Genomic DNA, 20,950 nt, shown 5'->3' with positions numbered 1-20,950 from the left:
CCGAACTACTGGGCGGCACTACGTCGCCGCGAACGATCTCCCCGCCAGCATCTGCGACCACAACGAAAACTAGCCCCACAACCTTGAAGGATCACGAAACGGTTACACCACTCCACGGGACTTGACCGCTCCGTACGCCCAGCGTGGTGCCAGTTGCGCTGGTCACCCGCGATCTCTCCGTGCCAACCCTTTAGCTCGACAACGAACATGCCCGACTTAGTGAGCAGCAAGACGTCAACCTCATTGAGTCGACCGTCGTTATCGGTGAAGGTTACGTTCACCCATGCCCGACAAATGCCGTCGTCGGGAAGCAACGTGCGCACTCGTTCAAGTGCTTCTGCCTCCTGCGCTTGCGCGGAGTCACCCATCACCCGCCACAGCGGCGAATCAGCTCTCACGTTCGCCGCACCTCCCCGTGTCCCACATTGATTCTTAGGTTATCGGTTTCCTATGACATTCACGGTGTATTGATGCGTTGGCGTGGCCGCTTATTTCGAGCCCTCTAGTTTTGTTTAGGTGAGCCCGCAGCACGAAGCCCGCAGAGGTAGCGGCATGCATTAACTAGGCCTTCAACGAGTCGAATCCACCAAGCTTCACGAGGATCGTATGGCTGCGGTTCGACACGAGCACTCCTAAGCCTCGCAAAGGGCAAGTCCTTGTCTGCAGCATCAGCAGGGAAACTCTTCATGAATTCGTCGAGGATCACCGAATACGGGGGCTGATTGGACGCCATCTCAACGCCACCCCTCCACTGCTTCCAAGTTGCTGTGTTGATCATGTTCACTGCGCGCAGGTCTGCCTGATCTTCACACAGCTCTAAGTACTTCCAGAGAATGTTGCGAACCTTCTCATCGTGAATAAGTTCGCGGGCGCGATCGCCCGTATAGAGCTTCTGCTTTTGCTCTGCGGTGAGTTGATCCATGATCGCCCAGTACCGTTGTACGTAAATATCCGCAAACTCGTATTTCCGGAGCCTGTTGGCCTGGATCAGCTGATAACCGGTGAAGAGCAGGGCGATCCCTGCAATCACCACTGCCCAAATCCCCTCAGTGCTTTTCAGGAACTCGATCATCTTCTACTCATTTTCAATGCTTGCGGCCACAACGGCCATGGAGTTGAAAGCCACCCAATTCTCGAGTGCGCCTGCGAGAAACCCAGTGATTCTGTTCTTCTACTGAAGTGACTGATACGACCATCTGATCAGCAGCTTGACACGTCGATAACGGTAGCCGGTTTATTCTTGCCGCTGAAATCAAGTCCCAGCGTGTGATCCTCGAAAGAACACAGCTCCTGACGTGTCTGAGCTCACGCCCTATGCTTCTCACCGGTCATTCGATGGCCCTTCAGCGGCTGTGAGAAATGGGATTTCGACCATTCTTCACTCACAAGAGATTCCGGAGTTGATTGCGCCAATTCGGGGTGTCATTTGGGATATTGTCGGCTCCTGAAAAGTCGTTCGCTGCGCACGGCATTGGAACGTGCGCGCTCAATGACCCCGCGCATGGCCGGTTCTTCGTCCTCCCGAATCTCCCATCCGGAAGCGACCCACGAGCGTGCCTCTGGAACATAAGGTGCGATCGCTGCAAGAGCGGACCTTGCTTGATCAGTCAAGTCAATGAACTGCGAGATGCCCCGCTCGACTGTCTGCCGCAAGAAATCCGCTCGCTCTTCCTCACTACCTTGATACATCACGCCCGGAATCTTGGTCACATAGTGGCGGGCTGCCTGGACTGCAAACAACAATCCGACAGCTGCGTCAAGCTTCGAGTGGATTGCATCCCGTCGCTGCCGCCGAGATTCAAATACAGGGACCAGAAAAGTGACGAAAATCGCAACGGCAGCAGAGACCAATGCCGCAACTATTCCGGTGTCGAGAGTGAAAGTGGCGGGAGCAACTTCATCCGCCCCGCCAGGCGTGTTACCGATGGAGGAGAGAAAACCTAAATGCACTCGCTGAGAATATCGCGTTGTCACACTGCGGGAGTTCAGTTCAAACTGTTTTGGGCCGAGACGATCCAAGAAATCTTGGCAACTTCGATAATATGCATGCCAGAGTGCCATCCGGTGCGGTGACGCACTCTTCCAGGGGAGCATCAACAAAGCGAGAGAAGCGGCGCGTCTTCGGGCCCGAGCCTGGCCGGGTCTGGCGGGAGCGGTTCTGCCGGGCCGATTCAGGCCCGACAGAACCGCGGATGGATCGGCGAGGGGTCGAAAGCGCGCCGCTCCGCTGCCCCACCCTTGGGTTACATCACGAGCGACAGTGACTCGGCCAGCGATCGGGCGATCCACTGTCGCGCATCGCCCCGCAACCGGGCAGCAGTCGTCGCCGGTGCAAGGGCGACCCGACCACTACTGCCCGACTTCGAGTGAGGGAGAGCGCGCTGCCGCGCAGTTGCGAGCCGACCGTTTGAGGAACTCGAATGATCGGCTCGCGGCCTGCTCAACGGTGCCGCACCTCTGACGGATCGAAGGTGCGCGCACCGAGCGCCTCACGGTACTCGCGATAGAGGCGCGGAGTGAGCCCCGAATCGCGCAGCTCACGCGCGCGCTCTGGGTAGCCGAACACCTCGGGCAACTGGCCGTCGCGCAGCGCTGCCAGCGCCCGCACGCGCACCTCGGACCCCGGGTGCACGAAGCCATGCGGCTCGTACTGGAACAGGTTGTGACACCACGCGGTCGCCTCGCCTCGCGAGAATCCAGCCCAGCGTCCGTCGACGATCGGCTTGTCAGCGTCGGGCAGCGTGAACGCCGCCTCGAACTCGGCCTGTGCGGCAGCGGCGCGATCCACAATCGCGGCTTCGTGTTGCGTACGTTCGGTGCGCTCGGCTTCCTCAATCAGGGCCACCAGCTGGTCGAACCCGATCTTTTCGGCCTCGCCGTCGTCGCTCCTAGAGACGAATACCGTGGGCCTATACAACTTCAGCAGCTTTCGCGCCGACCGGCTCTCGAGGTCGAAGCCTCCGCTCAGGCCGAGCTGGTGCCACCACGCTGTGCTCGATCCACTGTGTGTAGAGATATTGGGCATGAGATCTGCCCCTTCCCGGGGCCTCGCCCCACCGTTCTTGCACCGCGAGATCTCGCGGGCCCGTTCTTCCCCTGGGACACCCGGGAATCGATGGATTCGGGTTGTCGGGTAACCGGCCAGGTACCTACGGTTACCGCTCGTGAACGTGAAATGAGGTTAGCACGGGGTGACGGGCAGCAACCAGAGGAGAAGCAACGGGGCGGCGCGTTTTCGAGCCCCGAGCCTGGCTGAGGCAGGCGGGAGCAATGGTGCAGCCCTTGCGGATGGATCGGCAAGGGGTCGAAAGCGCGCAGCCGACACTGCACCCCACCGTCGGCGAGACAAACTCAGAACGAGGCGTGATCCACTCGTTTTCGATGAATGTCAGTGGTCGATGGTTCACTTAAAACATGACCAGCACCGCAGAGATCAGCACCGATTCCGGCACCGACGTGCCGCGCCCGGTGGTGGCTGATCGTGAGGCGTTGCTCTCTCAAATCGAGGCGAATGAGCGCGAATTACGAAAGCTCGGCGCCGAACGTCTGCGGCTCTACGCAGAGCTGCTCGACATCGCGGCGATTGCAGCCGACACCCAGGCGAGCGACGAGTGGCTGCCGGTTGGTGATCGAGGGGATCTCGAGTTTCGTGCGCTGCGGGCCGAGGTGGCGACCAGCCTGAAGCTGACCGAGCATCAGGTCGGCCGCGACATCGGGTTCGCGCACACGCTCACCACGCAGTACTGGCGGGTGTGGGAAGCGTTCGAAGAGGGGGCGATCTCCGAGCGTCACGCTCGCGTCATCGTTGATGCGGGAACAGTGCTCGGCTGCGACCCATCCACTGACACGCAGGCGACCCGCGACGAGTATGTGCGCAACATCTTGCCTGAGGCCCTGCAAACGACTCACGCGCAGCTGCGGCCGCGTGCGCAAATGCGCGCCGAGCAGTTCGCCGAACGCTCCCTCGACTCCCGCAACGCGGAGGCACGCACCCGCCGCCGTGTGATCGTCACTGAAGCCGCAGACGGCATGGCCGATCTGTACGCCCATTTGCCCGCCGTTGAGGCATACGCGATCAAGAACCGGCTGCTGCAGATGGGGAAGCGGGTTGCCCTGGTGGATCAGGCCCGCACGCGAGACGAGATCCAGGCTGACATTTTCACCGATCTTCTCCTCACCGGCACTCCGGAACTACATGATGCACTGTCACGCGCCGGTGACGGGCAAGTTGCTGGGCACGAGGCTGGTAGTGGACTCGGTGCAGTGCGCGCACAGGTGCAGATCATCGGCGGGTGTGACGCGCTCGTGTGCAGCCTAATGCCGGAGCCTGATGCCGGCGTTGGTCACCGGAAAATGCGCGCTCCGCGGCCCGCCCCACCAGAACTCATCGGTTACGGCCCGATCGACCGCGCCTCGGCGCGCCGACTCGCCGGGCACGCGCAGGCGTGGGAGGTGGTTACCGCAGAACCAACCACCGGCAGGGTACTGACCGTTGAACGCTACCGGCCCTCAGAAGAGATGCGCCGTATGCTCGGCGCCCGCGACGCGCACTGCCGGTTTCCCGGGTGTCGCGTGCCACTCGCGAGGTGCGACCTCGACCACACCATCGATGCCGCGCGCGGCGGTCCGACCGCAACCGACAACCTCGCCCACCTCTGCAGATCGCATCACACACTGAAACACCATTCGGGTTGGCGTGTGCACCAAGAATCGGGCGGCGTGCTCCGGTGGATCTCTCCCGCCGGCCGCACCCATGTCGAACGGCCCCCGAGCCTCGTGCGATTCACCGCACCGAGCCCGCCAGCCCCGCCACCCTGGTAGAAACGCAAACCTGGTCACACACCAGGGTCGGGCTCATTCTGTGCCAGCAGCACCGCGAACACCGCCCACAGCGTCGCGAGGCCCATCGCGGTCTCCTTGCCGTTCCAGGTTTCAGACTGCCACATCGCAAACCATTCCGAACCCACCACAATGAAGCCAACGAACCAGATCAGAGTCCCCACCCCGTAGGCGGCGAACCCCCAGGCGCGCGCCCGGTCGTAGGTGCGTCGATCCGCCCGCCGATGTCGCAGCAGCAGCACCGCGCCGATGAGCGCAAGCGCCGTGAAGACGACTTCTGCGGCGATGATCGCAACGAAGGCAGCGATGTGGATCGCGGTCGAGTCAATCGCCCGCCACCTGATGCCGCTGTCTGCGAAGGTGGTGTCCATCGACAGCACGTGCTGCACGAACTGAAAATTCGCGTCGGGATCGTTGAGGTTGCCAAAAACGACGAACAGACCGAAGAGGCCCGCTGCGCCCAAAGTCAACGCCTGCAGCAATCGCAAGGGGTGGTGCATGGGTTCTTCGCGCCTTTCGTCTCAGTCTTCGTGGGACCCACGCAATCGGGCCGTGGTTGTCGCCTGCGCTCGGGCTATCCGACCGCTGCTGCCCGCTTGTGGATGGGCTATCTACTGCAGTGCCGACAGTATCGGCGCGGCGCACCGCGCGGCGGCCGGAGTCTGACTCGACATCATCAGGCGTGTCACCCGGGCGCGTTACGCGTTGTAGACGTTCAGCGTGGCATCAAGCCCGCCACCGACGAGCGTCAACACGAACGCGTCCTCGGCCCCCGCTTCGAGGGGTCCGAGCCCGATGACCGTCGCGCGGGGAACCAAGTCCATGGTGCACGGGCCATCTTGAGCGGCAAAGCCCACCGTGCCGGCGCTGCCAGTCACCTCAACCGACTCGACGACCGGTGGGCAGGTGGAGGAGCCCCAAGTCAGCAATACCAGTGAGCCGTCGTCGAACCAGCCCGCGGAGGGCGCATAGTCGGTCGGCTGGCCGGGCACGCCGGCGAGTGCTGGGTTCCCATCAAGCTCCGCATCACCGCTCGCCTCACCAAGTGTGATGATCAGCTCAACGTCCTGTGTAGGGTCGACTCCTTCAGGCAGCACGACGACGCTGGCTCTCGCGGCGTAATCCGCGGTGCAGGCCCGAGTGGGGTCGCCCGCGTCGAGTGTAACGCTGACGGTCTGCCCGGTTGCGGTCACCGTTTCAGCGACGGGAACACACGACGACGATCCCCACGTCACGAGCGCGACCATGCGTCCCTCATCGAGCCATGCCGCATCGAGTTCGAGGTCACCGCCAGGTACACCGGGAGCACTCGGGGCTGGTTCGGAGCTGTCTGCCGCTGCGGTGCAGCCGGACGCAAGAAGAGCGGCAGTCAGGAGCGCCGAAGCCGAAAGGGTGAGACGAAGTGAAGAGCGCATGGCCTCATAATATGCCCGGGCAGGTTCAGCTGTTCTATCCCGGCCCGTAGCACTGTCCGGCCCCGGGCGCGTGGCCCGGTGGAGGCTGCGCGATCCACAGTATTTTCTGAAGCGCAGAAATACTCGACTAATTCACCCCCGCAATCAGGGGTGCTATCCCTTCCTCGTACCCCAGAGTGGAACTAGCGATCAAGATCACAGTACTTGTGAGCTAGACCACACCACACGAAGGACTCATCATGACTGCGTACCAAAACGACATCGACGCCGTGACGGCACTCAAAGAGCAGGCCGGCTCCAGCTGGGATGCGATCAACCCCGAGAACGTCGCTCGCATGCGGGCACAGAACCGGTTCAAGACTGGCCTCGAGATCGCCCAGTACACCGCCGACATCATGCGCCGCGACATGGCCGAGTACGACAACGACACCTCGGTCTACACTCAGTCGCTCGGTGTCTGGCACGGCTTCATCGGCCAGCAGAAGCTGATCTCGATCAAGAAGCACTTCAAGAGCACCAACAAGCGCTACCTGTACCTCTCGGGGTGGATGGTTGCGGCACTCCGCTCGGAGTTTGGACCCCTTCCCGATCAGTCGATGCACGAGAAGACCTCGGTCCCGGCGCTCATCGAAGAGCTCTACACCTTCCTGCGCCAGGCAGATGCCCGCGAGCTCGATCTCCTCTTCACCCAGCTCGACGGTGCCCGCCTCGCTGGCGACGAGACCGCGATCGAGTTCATCCAGTCGCAGATCGACAACTACGAGACCCACGTCGTGCCGATCATCGCCGACATCGATGCCGGCTTCGGCAACCCCGAAGCCACCTACCTGCTCGCGAAGAAGATGATCGAGGCTGGCGCCTGCGCGATCCAGATCGAGAACCAGGTGTCTGACGAGAAGCAGTGCGGTCACCAAGACGGCAAGGTCACCGTGCCGCACGAGGACTTCATCGCGAAGATCAACGCGGTGCGCTACGCGTTCCTCGAGCTCGGTATTGACAACGGCGTGATCGTTGCCCGCACCGATTCGCTCGGAGCGGGCCTCACCCAGAAGCTCGCCGTCACCCACACCCCCGGCGACCTGGGCGACCAGTACAACTCGTTCCTCGATGTCGAGGAGATCTCCGAGAGCGACCTTGGTAATGGCGACGTCGTAATCAAGCGCGACGGCAAGCTGCTTCGTCCGAAGCGCCTCCCGAGCAACCTGTACCAGTTCCGCGCTGGCACCGGCGAAGATCGCTGCGTGCTCGACTGCATCACCTCGCTGCAGAACGGTGCCGACCTGCTGTGGATCGAGACCGAAAAGCCGCACGTCGAGCAGATCGCGAGCATGGTGGATCGCATCCGCGAGGTCGCCCCGAACGCAAAGCTCGTGTACAACAACAGCCCGTCGTTCAACTGGACCCTAAGCTTCCGTCAGCAGAGCTACGACCTGCTCGTGGAGCAGGGCAAGGATGTGTCCGCGTACAACCGTGACAACCTGATGAGCGTCGAGTACGACGGCACCGAGCTTGCTCAGCTCGCCGACGAGAAGATCCGCACGTTCCAGAAGGAAGGGTCGGCACGGGCTGGCATCTTCCACCACCTGATCACCCTGCCGACGTACCACACGGCTGCGCTGTCTACCGACAACCTCGCCAAGGGCTACTTCGGCGAAGAGGGCATGCTCACCTACGTGCGAGACGTGCAGCGCCAGGAGATCCGCCAGGGCATCGCCACCGTCAAGCACCAGAACATGGCTGGCAGCGACATCGGCGACAACCACAAGGAGTACTTCGCCGGCGACGCGGCCCTCAAGGCCAGCGGCAAAGACAACACAATGAACCAGTTCAACTAAGTTCGCTGCGTATGAGTTCGTCTGAACTCATCTGAAGTTCTCTAGTTATCTGCAGTCCTTCGAAACGGGGTCTCGGCGCATGCCGGGGCCCCGTTTTGGCGTCTGAGAGGTCGAGCTGGAGTGGATCACCATCCCGCCTTTCCCCAGATTGTGGGAAATGGGTACCCGGTACAGCAATTTGGGGCAAGTGGGCTCGCGTTCACGGCGCACCAGGCGCTTCGAGCCCCTTGCTAGCCTGGGGGTAGCGACACGCGATAGCGAGGGGACTGCACATTCTGATGGCAGACACCAAGACCGAACGGCAGTGGCACTCGATTGAGCCCGAAGAGGCGCTGCGGATCGCCAATGCCGATGCCGGAGGCCTGAGTGAGGGCGAGGCCGCTGATAGGCTCAAAAGGTTCGGCCGAAACACCATTCCCACGCAGCCAGCGCGCCCATGGTGGCGCATCCTGCCCGGCCAGTTCATGAGCCCCCTGATCGCGATCCTCCTGATCGCGGGGGTAGTGACCTCGATCCAACAGCATTGGCTCGACGTGGGTGCGATCATCGCCGTGGTGCTCATTGCCGTCGCACTCGGCTTCTGGCAAGAACGCAAGGCCGAACGTGAGGTACGAGCCCTGCACGCGCACTCGATCACCAATGCGCGGGTGCTGCGAGACGGTTCCGTGCGCACGATCTCGGCTGAAGAAGTGGTGATCGGCGACATCGTGGTGCTCGAAAGCGGGGAGAAGGTTCCCGCCGATTTGCGCCTGCTTGATGTCAACGCGTTCGAGGTCGACGAGTCGATGCTGACCGGCGAGTCGCTTCCAGTATCGAAAGACACCGATCCGGTTACCGAGAACGCGTCTCTCGGCGATTGGCTCTGCATGGCCCTCAGCGGCACGCTCGTGGCCCGCGGTCGTGCGACGGGGCTCGTCATCGCCACCGGCGCCAACACGCAGATCGGCGAGATCAACCGCATGGTGAGCGCGCGCCCACCACGCACGCCTCTGCAGATACTGACCGACAGCCTCGAAAAGCGCATCGGCGTCGCCATTTTGCTCGCCGTCGTGGTGATGGCAGGGATCGGGCTCGCAAGCGGGTACAGCTTCAGCGACATGTTCCGAGTGAGTGTTGCGATCGCCGTGTCGGCGATCCCCGAGTCGCTTCCAGTGATTCTCACGGTGGCTATGAGCGTCGCGGTCACGCGCATGGTCCGTCGCGGGGTCGTCGTGCGCACGCTCCCCGCCGTTGAAACGCTCGGATCCACCACCGTCATCGCCTCCGATAAGACCGGCACGCTCACCGAGAACCGCCTCACCGTCGAGCGCCTCTGGACGGCAAACGGTGCGGTCACTGCAGGTGGCCCGCCCGATCCACTCACTCGCGACATGCTGCGTGCGGGGGCACTCACTAACGAGGCTGCGCCCAACGCGGCCGGAGAAATTGTCGGCGACTCGGTTGACGTCGCGATGGCGACGGTCGCCCTCGCGTATGGCGCCGTGTCGGAGGACGAACGAGCGGCACCCGACCTCGCCCACATGCCGTACGAGCCGGCACTGAGCTTCTCGCAAACGGTGCGAAAGGGAGCCGACGGGCGGCGCATGCGGTATGTAAAAGGAGCCCCGGACGCGTTGGCACACATGTGCGAGCGGATCGCGACGGCCAGTGGATCCGAGCCGATCGACCGGGCGCTGATCCACCAGGCCAATGAGGCATTTGCGGCCGACGGTCTGCGCGTGCTTGCCACCGCGGCGCAGGAGCTTGGCCCCGACGAGCAGCCCTCGATGACCGAGCCCCCCACCGGCCTCGTGTTTCTCGGCCTGCAGGGCATGACCGATCCGCCCCGTGCCGGGGTCGAGGGCGCGATTGCCGACTGCCGCAGCGCCGGCATCTCGGTCAAGATGGTGACCGGCGACCACCCCGTCACCGCAAACGCGATCGGCCGCCGGCTCGGCCTGGAATCGTCGGCTCCCCCACTCACGGGTGCAGAGATGCGTGAGATCGACGACGCCACACTGTCTGCCCGGCTCGACGAAACGAACATCGCCGCGCGCACGTCGCCACGCGACAAGCTGCGCATCGTGCGCGTGCTGCAAGAGCGCGGCGAGACGGTCGCTGTCACTGGCGACGGGGTGAACGATGCCCCGGCCCTGCGTTCCGCGTCCATTGGCATCGCGATGGGCAAAAGCGGCACCGATGTCGCACGCGAATCGTCTGACCTGATCCTCACCGACGACAACTTCGTCACCATCGTCGAAGCCGTGCGCGAGGGTCGCGTCACGTTCTCTGCCATTCGCAAGGCGACGTTCTTCCTTCTTTCGACCGCCGTTGCCGGGCTGCTCGCGATCTCCATCAACGTCATGCTCGAACAGCCGCTGCTGTTCTTGCCGATTCAAATTCTGTGGATCAACCTCGTTACGAGCGGCATCCAAGACATCGCGCTCGCACTCGAACCCGCGGAGGGTGACGAGCTGACACGCAAACCACGGCCCCGCACGGAAGGGGTGCTCTCTCGAGTGCTCTGGCTGCGCACGCTCCTGACCGGGGCGTGGATGGGGGTCATTGTTGTGCTGGCGTACACCTGGGCACTCGACGCTGGGGCCACGCTCGATGAAGCGCGAACATTCGCCATGACCACCTTCGTGCTGAGCAACTTCTTCCAGGTGGGCAACGCACGCTCGGAGCTCCGCTCGGTCTTCCTGCTGAACCCTCTGCACAACAAACTGCTGCTATGGACATCGCTCGGCGCCATCGCCCTCCTGTGGGCCGTGATGTCGTGGCCGCCCGCGGCGAACATCCTCGGGCTCAGCCCGCTCTCGCTCGATCAGTGGGCGATCGCGGCACTCATCGCCGGCAGCGTGCTGGTACTCGTCGAAGCCGAGAAGTTCGCGCGAAGGCTCGCAGCACGAACTGGACAGCACAGGTAGTTCCCCCACGCGCTCGTGCTCCGTCCGGGTGAAGTTCTCGCGACTTTCCCCACTTTGATGAGCCGAGGCCCGAGTCACATCAATTTGGGGAAAGTGAAACCGGACGCCGGGTCACTGGCGCGTGCGAAGACCATCACGCAACCCGGGTACCCTGATGCGATGGCCATCCTGATCGACCCCCCGCAATGGCCCGCGCACGGCACCCTGTGGAGCCACCTCGTCTCAGACACCAGCTATCCGGAGTTACACGCCTTTGCCTCGCGCCTCGGCGTGCCCCGTCGCAGCTTTGACCTCGATCACTACGACGTGCCCGCATCGCGCTACGAGCAAGCAATCGCGCTTGGAGCGCGCCCGGTACTGGCCCGCGACATCGTGTTTCAGCTTCGCGCCTCCGGGCTGCGGGTGCGACAGATCGAGCGAGACGCGGTGCGGCCCGTACGCCGCCGCGAGTATCTGGTCGCCGAGTGGGCGGGGTTGGCCGATGCGTTGGGGCTGGGCGGATCCACCCGCGCGTTCACCGATTGGCAGTACCTGGGTGCTGACCTCCTCGCCCGCTGGAACGAACCCCATCGCGTCTACCACGACGAGCGTCACCTCGAAGATGTGCTGCTCGCGCTCGACCACCTCTCCTCCCGCGGCGAGCGCATCTCCCCCGCCACACTCCTTGCGGCCTGGTTTCACGACGCCGTCTATGAGGGCGCCAGTGGATCCGACGAGCAAGACTCCGCCCAACTGGCCGCCGTAACGCTACAGGAGCTCGGCCTCGCGCCTGGGCAGGTGCAGCACGTGGGCGAGCTGATCATTGCTACGACGCCTGCGCTGCCGCACACTCACACCCCAGCACCACTCGCCCACCTGCTGGACGCCGACCTGTCGATCTTCGCGTCACCCGCCTCGCGCTACACCGAGTACTCACTCGCGGTTCGCAGCGAGTACGCGCATGTCGCCGAGCCCGAGTTTCGCGCCGGGCGGTCGCGGATCCTCACCACCTACCTCGACCAGCCCTCGATCTATCGCACCGACACCGCGCGGGTGCTCTGGGAGGAACGCGCCCGCGGCAATCTCGTACGCGAGGTGGAGGCATTGCGCGGCGTCGGCTCGCTCGCCGACTGAGCAGCTGAGTAACTGAGCAACCAAGCAACCCAGCAACCCAGCAACCCAGCAACCCAGCAACCGAGGCACTGCGCCCTCGCTTATCGCAGCACGCAATGACCCCGACTCGCCTCAGCGTGCCCCATTCGTTGACACACGGCACCGTCGGGCGAACTAAAGACCTAGAGGGGTGCTCAACGGATGTCGGCCGCTCCGCCGCTCCGCCGCATCAACCGGTATCGACCAGCATCGACCCGCAACGGTCTGCATTGATTAGAATCGAAGCAAGAGCGCAGAGAGGGGCCCCATGACTCTCGACACAACGCCCGCTTCTGCCGCCGCCCGGCCTGAACGCTCGCGCGACGATCTGCGGGTCTGGGTGTTTCTCGTGGCGCTCGCCGCAACCTGGGGCGCGATCTTCGCGGTCAACGAGGTGCTGTGGCCGTGGCTGCTCGGCGATGTGTTGCGTGTAGATCTGGACTCGACGCTCGGCGCAGCGGTCGAGTTTTTCCTGTACGACACCGTCAAGATTTCGCTACTGCTGCTCGGCCTCCTCTTTCTCGTGGGCCTCGTCAACACCCAGATCTCGCCCGAGAAGGTGCGCGGGGTGCTCGTCGGCAAGGGGCTCTTCGTGGGCATCCTGCTCGCGGTGGTACTCGGCGCGATCACGCCGTTCTGCTCGTGTAGCTCGATCCCGATCTTCATCGGCCTGGTCGCCGCAGGCGTGCCGCTCTCGGTGACGCTCGCCTTCCTCGTCTCATCACCGCTGATTAGCGAAACAGGCATCATTCTCATGGGTGGAACTTTCGGGTGGGAAATTGCGGCGGGGTGGGCGCTCGCCGGCGCCGTGGTTTCGATCGCGGTCGGGCTCGTGCTCTCGCGTTTCAAGCTCGAAAAGTGGATCGAGCCCTTCGTATTCACCAGCCGCACCGCGCAGCTCGCCACGGCCAGTAGGCGGCCCTCCATGCGCGACCGGGTCGCCGCTTCGTGGGACGAAACCCGTGACATGTTGAAGAAGATCCTCCCCTTTCTTCTGCTTGGGGTACTCATCGGGGCCGCGATTCACGGCTGGGTACCCGACGAATTTTTCGCGAACGTCGCGGGCCCAGACAACCCCTTCTCGCTTCTCATCGCCACGTTCGCCGGCGCACCGCTCTACGCAAACCCGGCCGCCGTCGTGCCGCTCGCCTCCGCGTTTTACGCGAAGGGGGTCGCTCTCGGCACCACGATGGCCTTCATGATGAGTTTGGTCGCCCTCTCCATCCCGTCGCTCATCATGTTGCGCCGGGTGATGAAGTTGCCGCTCCTCGCAATCTTCACCGGGGTCGTGCTCGCTGCCATCTATCTGATCGGCTTCATCTTCAACCTGTTCCCCCTGGCTCGCTAGAAAGCTCGTTCGAGTTCTCGACGGATGGCCGGCTGATCCACATCGAAAGGTATGCACATGGAAATCAAGATTCTCGGGCCCGGGTGCCGAAACTGCGCCACCCTCGAAAAGCGCACGAGGGAGGCCCTCACCGAGTTGGGGCAGGCTGCCACCGTGTCAAAGGTGACCGACTATGCCGAGATCGCCGCATACGGGGTGATGCAGACCCCGGCGCTCGTGATCGACGAGCAGGTGGTGCTGTCGGGCAGGGTGCCCGTGACCCGCGCGATCCGCGATCTCATCGTCGCGGCCAAGTAGCGCGGGCCCGGGCAATTTCCCTGTGCAGGCTGATTCAGCAGTCCCGTTTCGCGTCGCGCGCTACGCGTCGATTGTCTTCCTCGGCTCGTCGCTCGACGTGACGGAAACCTTGCGCGGTTTCGCCTCTTCCGCGACCGGAATCTCAAGCGCAAGCACGCCGGCTCGATAGTCTGCCGAGATCCGCCCCGTGTCGAGGTTGTCGCCCAATACGAGCTGTCGACTGAACACGCCGTGAGGCCGCTCGGAGGCAAGCTGCTCGACGTCACCCTGATGCATCGGGCGGCTCGCCTTCACGGTGATCACGTTGCGCTCAACGTCGACGTCGATGGACCCAGGATCCACCCCCGGCAGATCGAACTCAACGTGGAACACGTCTCCATCGCGCCAGGCATCCATGGGCATGACGCTCGGGCGGGAGGGAGTGCCATCGCTGCCGAAGAGCTGCTGTGCGAGACGGTCAAAGTCGCGGAATGGGTCGGTACGCATGAGCATGATGGGAGTCCTTTCTGCGTGTGAATGATGGCGAATTAATGCGAACCGTATAGTTCCGAACTGTTCCGATCTATACTGAACGCCATAGATTTTTTATACCATCAGAATCGATTTCTCGACAAGCAGGAGGTGTTCGCCTGTGGCAAACACGCACAGATCCACCCAGAGATCTTCGCTCGCCGTGTACACAATCTCGGTCGCTTCCGAACTCTCGGGAGTGGGCATACAGACCCTGCGCCTCTACGAGACCCGCGGCCTCCTCACGCCGGCACGAACCGCTGGTGGCACCCGCAGATACAGCAGCCACGACCTCGATCGATTGCAGCGGATCGTCGAACTCTTGAGCGCCGGAGTGAACCTGGCGGGCATCAGCCTGATCCTCACCCTGCAAGACGAGAACCGCGCCCTGCGCGATCGCATCAAGAAGTAATGCTGCGGAACGTCTACCCTTAAGTCACAGACACGCTGCCGCCGAGGCCAGGCCAGAAAGAGATCTGCCCGCCCAGAGCGCCGCACCCCCTGACGAACGGAGCCCTACATGACGAGGCCTGACTCGCGAATCAGCCAAGGGCAACCTGAAAGTCAGCCCGCGTCGGACGGCAACGACCCACGCGCGATCCCAGACGCGCCAGATCAGACCGAGACAGGCGTATCTGGCGAACTCGCCCAGGACCGCCAAGCTCCCCCCGCACGCACGGCGTCGATGTGGGGGCGCATCGCAGATGCCGCGGCCAAGCTCAGCGAGCGTCTTGGCCCGAACGGCATTCTCCTCATCATTCTTGGGATTGGCCTGGCTGCATTCTTCGCTCTGAGCGTGGCAGCCGCAGAAGTCTATGACGCAGTCACCGATGAAGATGGCGTAGCGGGTCTTGATCGGCCAATGCTCGACCTCGCAATATCGCTCCGATCACCTGGCGCAGATATCGCTCTCACCTGGTACACCAACATCGCGAGCACATATGGCATGCCTCTGATTGCCATCGCTGCGATCGTTATCCTCTCCCTGCGTCGCAGATCATGGACACCTGTGATTCTCATCGCCGCCTCGGGCGCAGGATCGCTGCTCATGACGGTAGCGGGCAAGCTCATCTTCGGCCGCGATCGCCCACCACTCTCAGATGCGGTGCCGCCATACGAGTATTCGGCTTCTTTCCCGAGCGGACACACGCTGAACGCCGTCGCAATCATCGGCATCATTGCGTACTTGCTGGTGCTCCGACAAAAACGCCGGTGGGCCCGGGTCATCACGCTGAGCGTCGCCACCCTGTTCGTGATCACCACGGGCCTCACCCGGGTATTTCTCGGTCACCACTGGTTCACCGATGTGCTGTTCGCGTGGTTCCTAGGCCTTGCCTGGCTCGCGGCGGTCATCACCGCTCACCAGCTGTACCTCGCGGTGCGCGCCCGACGCGAACAGTCAGACTGACCTACGCCGAGGCGTCGACCAGCGCATCCGCGCGCACTGCCTCGAGCGCGCGGGTCCACACGACGAGCTGATCCAGCATCGGCGCAACGGAGTCAGCCTGCAGCTCGGTCGGAGCGAAGGTGGAGAAGTTCTCGAAATCGGTGAAGAGCGAGAACATGCCGGTCTTCTGCACGTGCGCGATCTGCAGCTCAGAGAGAATGCCGCGCAGGTGCTCAACCGCGCGCACGCCGTGAGCTGATCCGTATCCGACGATGCCGGCAGCCTTGTTCGCCCACTCGGCATTCAGATACGAGAGCGCGTTCGCGAGTGCAGGAATGACCGAGTGGTTGTACTCGCCGGCGATGAAAACGAAGCCGTCAAACTCGGCGATCTTCGCCGACCAAGCCTTCGTGTGCTCGTTGCTGTATTGCTGGTAGGCAGCAGGCATGGCCTCATCGAGTAGCGGCAGATCGAAATCGGCAATGTCCACCAGCTCGTAGTCGGCATCACCGCGCTGCTGCGCCTGAGCCAGCACCCACTCGGCAACGCCACGGTTGATGCGGTTCGGGCGGGTCGAGCCGGTAACGATTGCGATCTTGGTCATGAACTACTCCTTGGTTTTGTGCAGATTTGTTGGGCGGCCATGACGGCACAGATATCAGTGGATCCGCCTGCCCGCGGCCACCGCGCGCCATTGGCGCCACAGAGTGCAACAACTTGATCATTCAAGTATTCCCGAATTATGACGTCATTTTTTCCGACGCAGTTTCGCGTCCATTGGCATATTGGTCTAGTGTATGTACCAGTTTCGCAACGAGGCGAGGGAAAGGGAATGATGACCAGCACACAGGCACAGAAACACAAGCCACAGACGACCGACGGCCAGGCGCGCAGGCTTTCGGGCAACCTGGGCACGTTTTCGCTCACGTTCATGGTGATCGCGGCCGCGGCCCCTCTCACCGTCGTCGGCGGCACGGTACCCATCTCATTCCTCTTGGGCAACGGGCTGGGCGTCCCAGCCATGTTTCTGGTCGCCACCGTGATCCTTCTGTTCTTTGCGGTCGGGCTGCTCGCAATTAGCAAGCGCCTTCCGGATGCGGGGGCATTCTTCTCCTTCATTGCTCACGGCATCGGCCGCGCGCCGGGCCTTTCCGCCGCCTACCTCGCGGTTCTGACGTACACGACCATTCAGGCAGCGGTGTTCATCCTGCTGGGCACAACTATTTCCTCCGCGGTCGCTTCGGTCGGGGGCCCGGAGGTTCCCTGGTGGGTGTTTGCCCTCGTGGGGATCGCAGTCGTCGGCATCCTCGGTTACCGGCACATTGAGCTGAGTTCAAAGGTGCTCTTCGTGGCACTTGCCGCAGAATTGCTCCTCGGTGTTGTGCTCGTCATTGCGGTGCTCATCATCGGCGGGCCTGAGGGCATCACCTTCTCCAGCTTCTCGATCACGCACATCCTCTCTGGCTCTCCCGGTATCGGCCTGATGTTCGCCATCGCAGGTTTCATCGGTTTCGAGTCGGCAGTGGTGTATCGCAACGAAGTGCGTGATCCGGGTCGCACCATCCCCCGCGCCACGTATTCGGCGGCCATCATCATCGGCTTGTTCTACGCGCTTCTCAGCTGGATCCAGATCATCGCCGTCGGCGAGAGCAAGATCCTCGAGGTCGCAGGCGCCGACCCGGCGGGCCTCCTCGCCACCATCACCGACATCTTCCTCGGTCCGGTCGGCTCGATCATCGCGGTCATCCTGATGATCGCCAGCATGTTCGCCGCGGTTCTGTCGTTGCATAACATCCTCTCCCGCTACTTCCACAACATGAGCAACACCGGGCTGCTGCCACGCTCACTGGGAGATGTACACCCCACGCACCGTTCACCGCACCGAGCTGCAGTCACACAGGTCTCTATCGCGGCTCTGATCACCATCGGCATCGTCATCTCAGCGGCGGATCCTGCCCTCGCGCTCTCCTGGCTCACCGGAATGGGCACGGTTGCCATCACCGTGCTGATGGCCGTCACCTCCATCGCCGCGATTCTGTTCCTGCGCCGCGACAAGGCGACCACGAACCTGTGGGAATCACTCATCGCGCCCGGCCTCGGGTTCCTCGGTCTCGCCCTCTCCGCGGTGCTGATCATTGCGTACTTCCCGATGCTCGTCGGTGATCTCGATGCCGACGGCAACCAGTTCTGGGGTATCGCGAGCATCATCACACTCGGTCTCGTCATCCTCGCTCCCGTCATCGGTTGGGTGCAGGCCGCGAGCATGAAGCGGCGCGACCCCGCCACCTACGCGAACATCACCGAGCGCATCGAATCGGAGGCCTAATGCTCGACGGATCCACGTCTCACCCACCACTGATCGGCATCACCGGCCGGCAGTCACGCGGCAACCTGATTGAATCACCTGACGGGTTCGCCGACGCCCCCATCGATATCTATCTGCGCGAGTACGCGCAATCGGTAGCGTTGGCTGGCGGCATCGCGGTGCACGTACCGCTTGAAACGGACGCCGCGAGCATGATCGACCGGCTCGACGGGTTGATCATCGCGGGTGGAGAAGACGTGGATCCGCGCCTCTACGGGCAGGTTCCTGGGCCACACACGCCACGAGTGGATCCGCTGCGCGACGAAACCGAAATTGCGCTTCTTCGGGCCGCCGATGCGCGGGGCATCCCAGTGCTCGGGGTATGCCGGGGCCAGCAGCTCATCAACGTGGCGTTCGGCGGCACACTGATCCAGCACCTCGAATCGGGTGAACGGGAATCGCACATGAGTACCCCCTACCCTCGCGCACACCGGGTGCACGAGGTCTCTTTCACCCCAGGGACCGTGGCGCACGAAGTCTATGGCGATGTCGCCCGGGTGAATTCATACCACCACCAGGCCGTTGACCGGCCCGGAGAGGGCGTCGTGGTGACCGGAACGTCGCCCGATGGCATCATCGAGGCGATCGAGATTTCCGGGAAGCCCATCGTTGCGGTGCAATGGCATCCTGAGTGCTTCAGCGGCGATCCGATTTTCACCTGGCTAGTGGATCGCGCGAGGTTCCATACCCCGGCACTTTCTCTCTCGGGCGGTCAGGCCCTGCCCCTCAACTTCACCAGCCCAGACCGCACACACACCGAACAGGAGATCTCCCATGTCACTCCGTCATGACGGACGCGTCGCATTCATCACCGGAGGCGGATCCGGCATTGGCCGCGAGACCGCGCTTCGCCTGGCCTCTGAGGGCGCGAAGATGCTCGTGACAGACGTCAACCTCGACGCAGCCGCGGAGACGGTCACACTTATCGAGGCCGCCGGTGGCATCGCCCTGGCGGCGCAAGTTGACGTGCGGAACATCGAGCAGATCGCTGCAGCAGGCCAGCAGGCTGTCGACGCGTGGGGCGGGATCCACCTGCTGATCAACAACGCCGGTGTCGTGACCACGCACTCGACCGAGACGATGACCGAAGAGGCCTGGGACTTTGTCACCGATATCAACCTCAAAGGCCAGTTCTTTGTGGCGCAGCAGGTCTCGAAGCACATCGCGGCATCAGGCGGCGGGGCCATCGTCAACCTCGCGACCGTCGAAGCATTCGTGATTGTGACCAGTACCGGCGAAGCCCAGCCACACTACAACGCCAGCAAGGGTGGGGTACCGACCCTCACGAAGGCGCTTGCGGTCGAGCTCTCGAGCAAGAACATTCGCGTCAACGCCGTCGCCCCGGGTCCCATCGCGACGAACTTCTTTGACTACGATGGCGTGACGAGCCCTGAGGCCATGGAGTTCCTCGGCCAGCGACTGCTGGTGAAGCGCGTCGGCGAGCCCGCAGACATTGCCTCGGCGGTGTCATGGCTGCTGAGCGATGAGGCGAGCTGGATCGACGGCATCACTCTGCCGGTAGATGGAGGTTGGCTGACCCGATGAACGACTACATCCTGAACCCCGACACCCTTGAAACCGAGGGCATCACCACTGTCATCATTGCCACCCCCGACATACAGGGCCGGCTTGTAGGCCGCCGCGTGCCAGTGAAGCGTTTCGCTGGCGTGATCGAGACCGGCATCGAAATCTGCACCTGCGCGTGGGCGTGGGACATTGAGCAGAGCTTCGACATGATCGCAGCAAACAAGATCGCCGTGTGTAATCTCCACAACGGCGCCCCCGACGTTGCCCTGATTCCTGACCTCGGCACCCTCCGCCGTGCCGCATGGCTCGACGGAGTGGCGATCTGCCTCGCCGACCCCGTGTGGCCAGAGACCGGCGAGCCGATGGCGGAGTCGCCGCGCGTGATGCTGAAGAACGAGTTGGCTCGATACGCGGAGACGGGTCTCACCCCAAAGGCTGGCACCGAGCTCGAGTTCTACCTCTTCACCAACGAACCGCGGCAGTTGCGACTCAACAACTTTCGTGACCTCGAGCCCACGACGCTCACGTCAAACGACTTCCTCCTGCACGAGGGCAACGCCTACGAGCCGTTCTTCCAGAAGCTGCGCCGCGACCTGGATGCGAGCGGCATCGAGCTTGAGGCCGGGCAGTCGGAGTGGGGCACCGGCCAGTGGGAAATGACATTCGCGTACGGCGATCCGCTCGAAATGGCTGATCGTCACGCACTGTACAAGCTCGCCGTGCGTGACGCGGCGCGGGCTGCGGGCTACTCGGTGAGTTTCATGGCCAAGCCACTGAACGACCAAGCTGGCTCCTCCTGCCACGTGCATTTCTCGGTGCTCGGCGAGAACGGCGAGCCGCTCTTCTCTAATCCCGACGGCGAAGACGGTGCGAGCGACGCCCTGCGACACGCCATCGCTGGCGTCATCGAACACACGCCCTCGTTCATGGCCTGGTACGCGCCGTCAATCAACTCGTACCGCCGCACAGCGACCGACGACACCTTCGATTTCGGCCGCAGTTGGGGGCGCAACAATCGATACGTCACGAACCGAGTGGTCGGGCATTCGCCGTTCACGACCCGTTTCGAGTTTCGCCTGCCTGGTGCCGATACGAACCCATACCTGACGCTCACCGGGCTCCTCGCATCCGCGCGTGACGGCATGAGTCCTTTGCTCGATCCGCCCGCGAAGACCACGGGTGTTCCCGAGAACGTCAACCGCGATGCCTCCGTCCCGACGACCATCATCGAGGCTGGCCGCGCTCTTGGCGCCTCCGAGTTCGTGCGTGAACTCGTCAGCACGGACTCGCAGGTTCTCTTCGTCGCGTTCGCCGAACATGAGTGGTCGAAGTTCCAGAGTGCGGTGACCGATTGGGAACTGCAACGCTACTTTGATCGGATCTAGAC

At 62.9% G+C, this 20,950-nt stretch carries 21 protein-coding genes and 1 riboswitch; of the genes, 12 read left to right on the top strand and 9 right to left on the bottom strand.

Annotation, left to right across the window (positions count from 1 at the left end):
* Nucleotides 1-5 precede the first annotated feature (5 nt).
* The 5 genes from ACTNFJ_RS04655 to ACTNFJ_RS04635 all read right to left on the bottom strand — a co-directional run bounded on the left by ACTNFJ_RS04655 (nt 6) and on the right by ACTNFJ_RS04635 (nt 3,025).
* Complete coding sequence (locus tag ACTNFJ_RS04655; protein ID WP_435907622.1) at nt 6-398, bottom strand: nuclease-related domain-containing protein; 393 nt, start codon at nt 396-398, stop codon at nt 6-8.
* A 104-nt stretch (nt 399-502) separates the two neighbouring features.
* Complete coding sequence (locus ACTNFJ_RS04650) at nt 503-1,072, bottom strand: hypothetical protein (RefSeq protein WP_435907623.1); 570 nt, start codon at nt 1,070-1,072, stop codon at nt 503-505.
* Nucleotides 1,073-1,422: 350 nt separating this feature from the next.
* Nucleotides 1,423-2,061 (bottom strand): hypothetical protein, encoded by a 639-nt coding sequence (locus ACTNFJ_RS04645; RefSeq protein ID WP_435907624.1) that lies wholly within the window; start codon nt 2,059-2,061, stop codon nt 1,423-1,425.
* Between the two features lie 182 nt (nt 2,062-2,243).
* Nucleotides 2,244-2,444: a hypothetical protein gene (locus tag ACTNFJ_RS04640; RefSeq protein WP_435907625.1), complete on the bottom strand. Its 201-nt coding sequence runs from the start codon at nt 2,442-2,444 to the stop codon at nt 2,244-2,246.
* Nucleotides 2,441-3,025, bottom strand: a complete 585-nt coding sequence (locus ACTNFJ_RS04635) for a hypothetical protein (protein WP_435907626.1) — start codon at nt 3,023-3,025, stop codon at nt 2,441-2,443. The genes ACTNFJ_RS04640 and ACTNFJ_RS04635 overlap by 4 nt, the downstream gene beginning before the upstream one ends.
* A 28-nt stretch (nt 3,026-3,053) precedes the next feature.
* A riboswitch (SAM riboswitch) is annotated at nt 3,054-3,170 on the bottom strand.
* 244 nt (nt 3,171-3,414) lie between these two features.
* Here ACTNFJ_RS04635 and ACTNFJ_RS04630 point away from each other — a divergent pair.
* Nucleotides 3,415-4,821, top strand: coding sequence for an HNH endonuclease signature motif containing protein (locus tag ACTNFJ_RS04630; RefSeq protein WP_435907627.1), 1,407 nt, complete (start codon nt 3,415-3,417; stop codon nt 4,819-4,821).
* A gap of 14 nt (nt 4,822-4,835) precedes the next feature.
* Here ACTNFJ_RS04630 and ACTNFJ_RS04625 read toward each other — a convergent pair whose 3' ends face one another.
* Nucleotides 4,836-5,339, bottom strand: coding sequence for a DUF2165 family protein (locus ACTNFJ_RS04625; protein WP_435907628.1), 504 nt, complete (start codon nt 5,337-5,339; stop codon nt 4,836-4,838).
* 198 nt (nt 5,340-5,537) lie between these two features.
* Nucleotides 5,538-6,254, bottom strand: a complete 717-nt coding sequence (locus ACTNFJ_RS04620; protein ID WP_435907629.1) for a hypothetical protein — start codon at nt 6,252-6,254, stop codon at nt 5,538-5,540.
* A gap of 239 nt (nt 6,255-6,493) precedes the next feature.
* On the opposite strand from ACTNFJ_RS04620, the gene ACTNFJ_RS04615 reads away from it, so the two are divergent.
* The 5 genes from ACTNFJ_RS04615 (at nt 6,494) to ACTNFJ_RS04595 (ending at nt 13,774) form a co-directional block, all read left to right on the top strand.
* A complete protein-coding gene (locus tag ACTNFJ_RS04615) occupies nt 6,494-8,089 on the top strand; it encodes an isocitrate lyase (RefSeq protein ID WP_435907630.1) in 1,596 nt (531 codons plus the stop codon).
* A gap of 278 nt (nt 8,090-8,367) precedes the next feature.
* Nucleotides 8,368-10,998 (top strand): cation-translocating P-type ATPase, encoded by a 2,631-nt coding sequence (locus tag ACTNFJ_RS04610; RefSeq protein ID WP_435907631.1) that lies wholly within the window; start codon nt 8,368-8,370, stop codon nt 10,996-10,998.
* 159 nt (nt 10,999-11,157) lie between these two features.
* Nucleotides 11,158-12,111: a DUF4031 domain-containing protein gene (locus ACTNFJ_RS04605; protein WP_435907632.1), complete on the top strand. Its 954-nt coding sequence runs from the start codon at nt 11,158-11,160 to the stop codon at nt 12,109-12,111.
* Nucleotides 12,112-12,397: 286 nt separating this feature from the next.
* On the top strand, nt 12,398-13,477 hold the full coding sequence (locus ACTNFJ_RS04600; RefSeq protein WP_435907633.1) for a permease: 1,080 nt from the start codon (nt 12,398-12,400) through the stop codon (nt 13,475-13,477).
* Between the two features lie 57 nt (nt 13,478-13,534).
* Nucleotides 13,535-13,774 (top strand): thioredoxin family protein, encoded by a 240-nt coding sequence (locus ACTNFJ_RS04595; protein ID WP_435907634.1) that lies wholly within the window; start codon nt 13,535-13,537, stop codon nt 13,772-13,774.
* Nucleotides 13,775-13,834: 60 nt separating this feature from the next.
* On the opposite strand, the gene ACTNFJ_RS04590 is transcribed toward ACTNFJ_RS04595, so the two are convergent.
* Nucleotides 13,835-14,266 (bottom strand): Hsp20/alpha crystallin family protein, encoded by a 432-nt coding sequence (locus ACTNFJ_RS04590; protein ID WP_435907635.1) that lies wholly within the window; start codon nt 14,264-14,266, stop codon nt 13,835-13,837.
* 139 nt (nt 14,267-14,405) lie between these two features.
* Here ACTNFJ_RS04590 and ACTNFJ_RS04585 point away from each other — a divergent pair, with 139 nt between their 5' ends.
* Together ACTNFJ_RS04585 and ACTNFJ_RS04580 are read left to right on the top strand one after the other, a co-directional pair.
* On the top strand, nt 14,406-14,696 hold the full coding sequence (locus ACTNFJ_RS04585) for a MerR family transcriptional regulator (RefSeq protein WP_435907636.1): 291 nt from the start codon (nt 14,406-14,408) through the stop codon (nt 14,694-14,696).
* Between the two features lie 108 nt (nt 14,697-14,804).
* Complete coding sequence (locus ACTNFJ_RS04580; protein ID WP_435907637.1) at nt 14,805-15,692, top strand: phosphatase PAP2 family protein; 888 nt, start codon at nt 14,805-14,807, stop codon at nt 15,690-15,692.
* A 1-nt stretch (nt 15,693) separates the two neighbouring features.
* On the opposite strand, the gene ACTNFJ_RS04575 is transcribed toward ACTNFJ_RS04580, so the two are convergent.
* The gene (locus ACTNFJ_RS04575) at nt 15,694-16,275 is read right to left on the bottom strand and encodes an NADPH-dependent FMN reductase (RefSeq protein WP_435907638.1); all 582 of its coding nucleotides are present in this window, start codon (nt 16,273-16,275) and stop codon (nt 15,694-15,696) included.
* 228 nt (nt 16,276-16,503) lie between these two features.
* On the opposite strand from ACTNFJ_RS04575, the gene ACTNFJ_RS04570 reads away from it, so the two are divergent.
* Genes ACTNFJ_RS04570 through ACTNFJ_RS04555 form a run of 4 tightly spaced genes read left to right on the top strand, consistent with a single transcriptional unit; the run spans nt 16,504 to nt 20,948 of the window.
* The gene (locus ACTNFJ_RS04570) at nt 16,504-17,997 is read left to right on the top strand and encodes an APC family permease (RefSeq protein WP_435907639.1); all 1,494 of its coding nucleotides are present in this window, start codon (nt 16,504-16,506) and stop codon (nt 17,995-17,997) included.
* Nucleotides 17,997-18,827, top strand: a complete 831-nt coding sequence (locus ACTNFJ_RS04565; RefSeq protein ID WP_435907640.1) for a gamma-glutamyl-gamma-aminobutyrate hydrolase family protein — start codon at nt 17,997-17,999, stop codon at nt 18,825-18,827. Before ACTNFJ_RS04570 ends, ACTNFJ_RS04565 begins: the two co-directional genes overlap by 1 nt.
* Nucleotides 18,811-19,581 carry an SDR family NAD(P)-dependent oxidoreductase gene (locus tag ACTNFJ_RS04560; RefSeq protein WP_435907641.1) on the top strand — a complete coding sequence of 257 codons (771 nt, stop codon included), beginning with the start codon at nt 18,811-18,813 and terminating at the stop codon, nt 19,579-19,581. Before ACTNFJ_RS04565 ends, ACTNFJ_RS04560 begins: the two co-directional genes overlap by 17 nt.
* Nucleotides 19,578-20,948: a glutamine synthetase family protein gene (locus tag ACTNFJ_RS04555; protein WP_435907642.1), complete on the top strand. Its 1,371-nt coding sequence runs from the start codon at nt 19,578-19,580 to the stop codon at nt 20,946-20,948. Before ACTNFJ_RS04560 ends, ACTNFJ_RS04555 begins: the two co-directional genes overlap by 4 nt.
* Nucleotides 20,949-20,950: the final 2 nt, after the last annotated feature.

Origin of the sequence: Leucobacter shiyiweii, assembly GCF_052446065.1 — a bacterium.
GTDB lineage: Bacteria > Actinomycetota > Actinomycetes > Actinomycetales > Microbacteriaceae > Leucobacter.
This window is presented reverse-complemented; position numbering and strand designations above follow the sequence as displayed.

What these genes read in the sequence shown, in the direction of transcription:
- ACTNFJ_RS04650 (WP_435907623.1), bottom strand. Translation starts at nt 1,072, where the DNA reads ATGATCGAGTTCCTGAAAAGCACTGAGGGGATTTGGGCAGTGGTGATT.
- ACTNFJ_RS04645 (WP_435907624.1), bottom strand. Translation starts at nt 2,061, where the DNA reads ATGGCACTCTGGCATGCATATTATCGAAGTTGCCAAGATTTCTTGGAT.
- ACTNFJ_RS04635 (WP_435907626.1), bottom strand. Translation starts at nt 3,025, where the DNA reads ATGCCCAATATCTCTACACACAGTGGATCGAGCACAGCGTGGTGGCAC.
- ACTNFJ_RS04630 (WP_435907627.1), top strand. Translation starts at nt 3,415, where the DNA reads ATGACCAGCACCGCAGAGATCAGCACCGATTCCGGCACCGACGTGCCG.
- ACTNFJ_RS04625 (WP_435907628.1), bottom strand. Translation starts at nt 5,339, where the DNA reads ATGCACCACCCCTTGCGATTGCTGCAGGCGTTGACTTTGGGCGCAGCG.
- ACTNFJ_RS04620 (WP_435907629.1), bottom strand. Translation starts at nt 6,254, where the DNA reads ATGCGCTCTTCACTTCGTCTCACCCTTTCGGCTTCGGCGCTCCTGACT.
- ACTNFJ_RS04615 (WP_435907630.1), top strand. Translation starts at nt 6,494, where the DNA reads ATGACTGCGTACCAAAACGACATCGACGCCGTGACGGCACTCAAAGAG.
- ACTNFJ_RS04610 (WP_435907631.1), top strand. Translation starts at nt 8,368, where the DNA reads ATGGCAGACACCAAGACCGAACGGCAGTGGCACTCGATTGAGCCCGAA.
- ACTNFJ_RS04605 (WP_435907632.1), top strand. Translation starts at nt 11,158, where the DNA reads ATGGCCATCCTGATCGACCCCCCGCAATGGCCCGCGCACGGCACCCTG.
- ACTNFJ_RS04600 (WP_435907633.1), top strand. Translation starts at nt 12,398, where the DNA reads ATGACTCTCGACACAACGCCCGCTTCTGCCGCCGCCCGGCCTGAACGC.
- ACTNFJ_RS04595 (WP_435907634.1), top strand. Translation starts at nt 13,535, where the DNA reads ATGGAAATCAAGATTCTCGGGCCCGGGTGCCGAAACTGCGCCACCCTC.
- ACTNFJ_RS04590 (WP_435907635.1), bottom strand. Translation starts at nt 14,266, where the DNA reads ATGCTCATGCGTACCGACCCATTCCGCGACTTTGACCGTCTCGCACAG.
- ACTNFJ_RS04580 (WP_435907637.1), top strand. Translation starts at nt 14,805, where the DNA reads ATGACGAGGCCTGACTCGCGAATCAGCCAAGGGCAACCTGAAAGTCAG.
- ACTNFJ_RS04575 (WP_435907638.1), bottom strand. Translation starts at nt 16,275, where the DNA reads ATGACCAAGATCGCAATCGTTACCGGCTCGACCCGCCCGAACCGCATC.
- ACTNFJ_RS04570 (WP_435907639.1), top strand. Translation starts at nt 16,504, where the DNA reads ATGATGACCAGCACACAGGCACAGAAACACAAGCCACAGACGACCGAC.
- ACTNFJ_RS04565 (WP_435907640.1), top strand. Translation starts at nt 17,997, where the DNA reads ATGCTCGACGGATCCACGTCTCACCCACCACTGATCGGCATCACCGGC.
- ACTNFJ_RS04560 (WP_435907641.1), top strand. Translation starts at nt 18,811, where the DNA reads ATGTCACTCCGTCATGACGGACGCGTCGCATTCATCACCGGAGGCGGA.
- ACTNFJ_RS04555 (WP_435907642.1), top strand. Translation starts at nt 19,578, where the DNA reads ATGAACGACTACATCCTGAACCCCGACACCCTTGAAACCGAGGGCATC.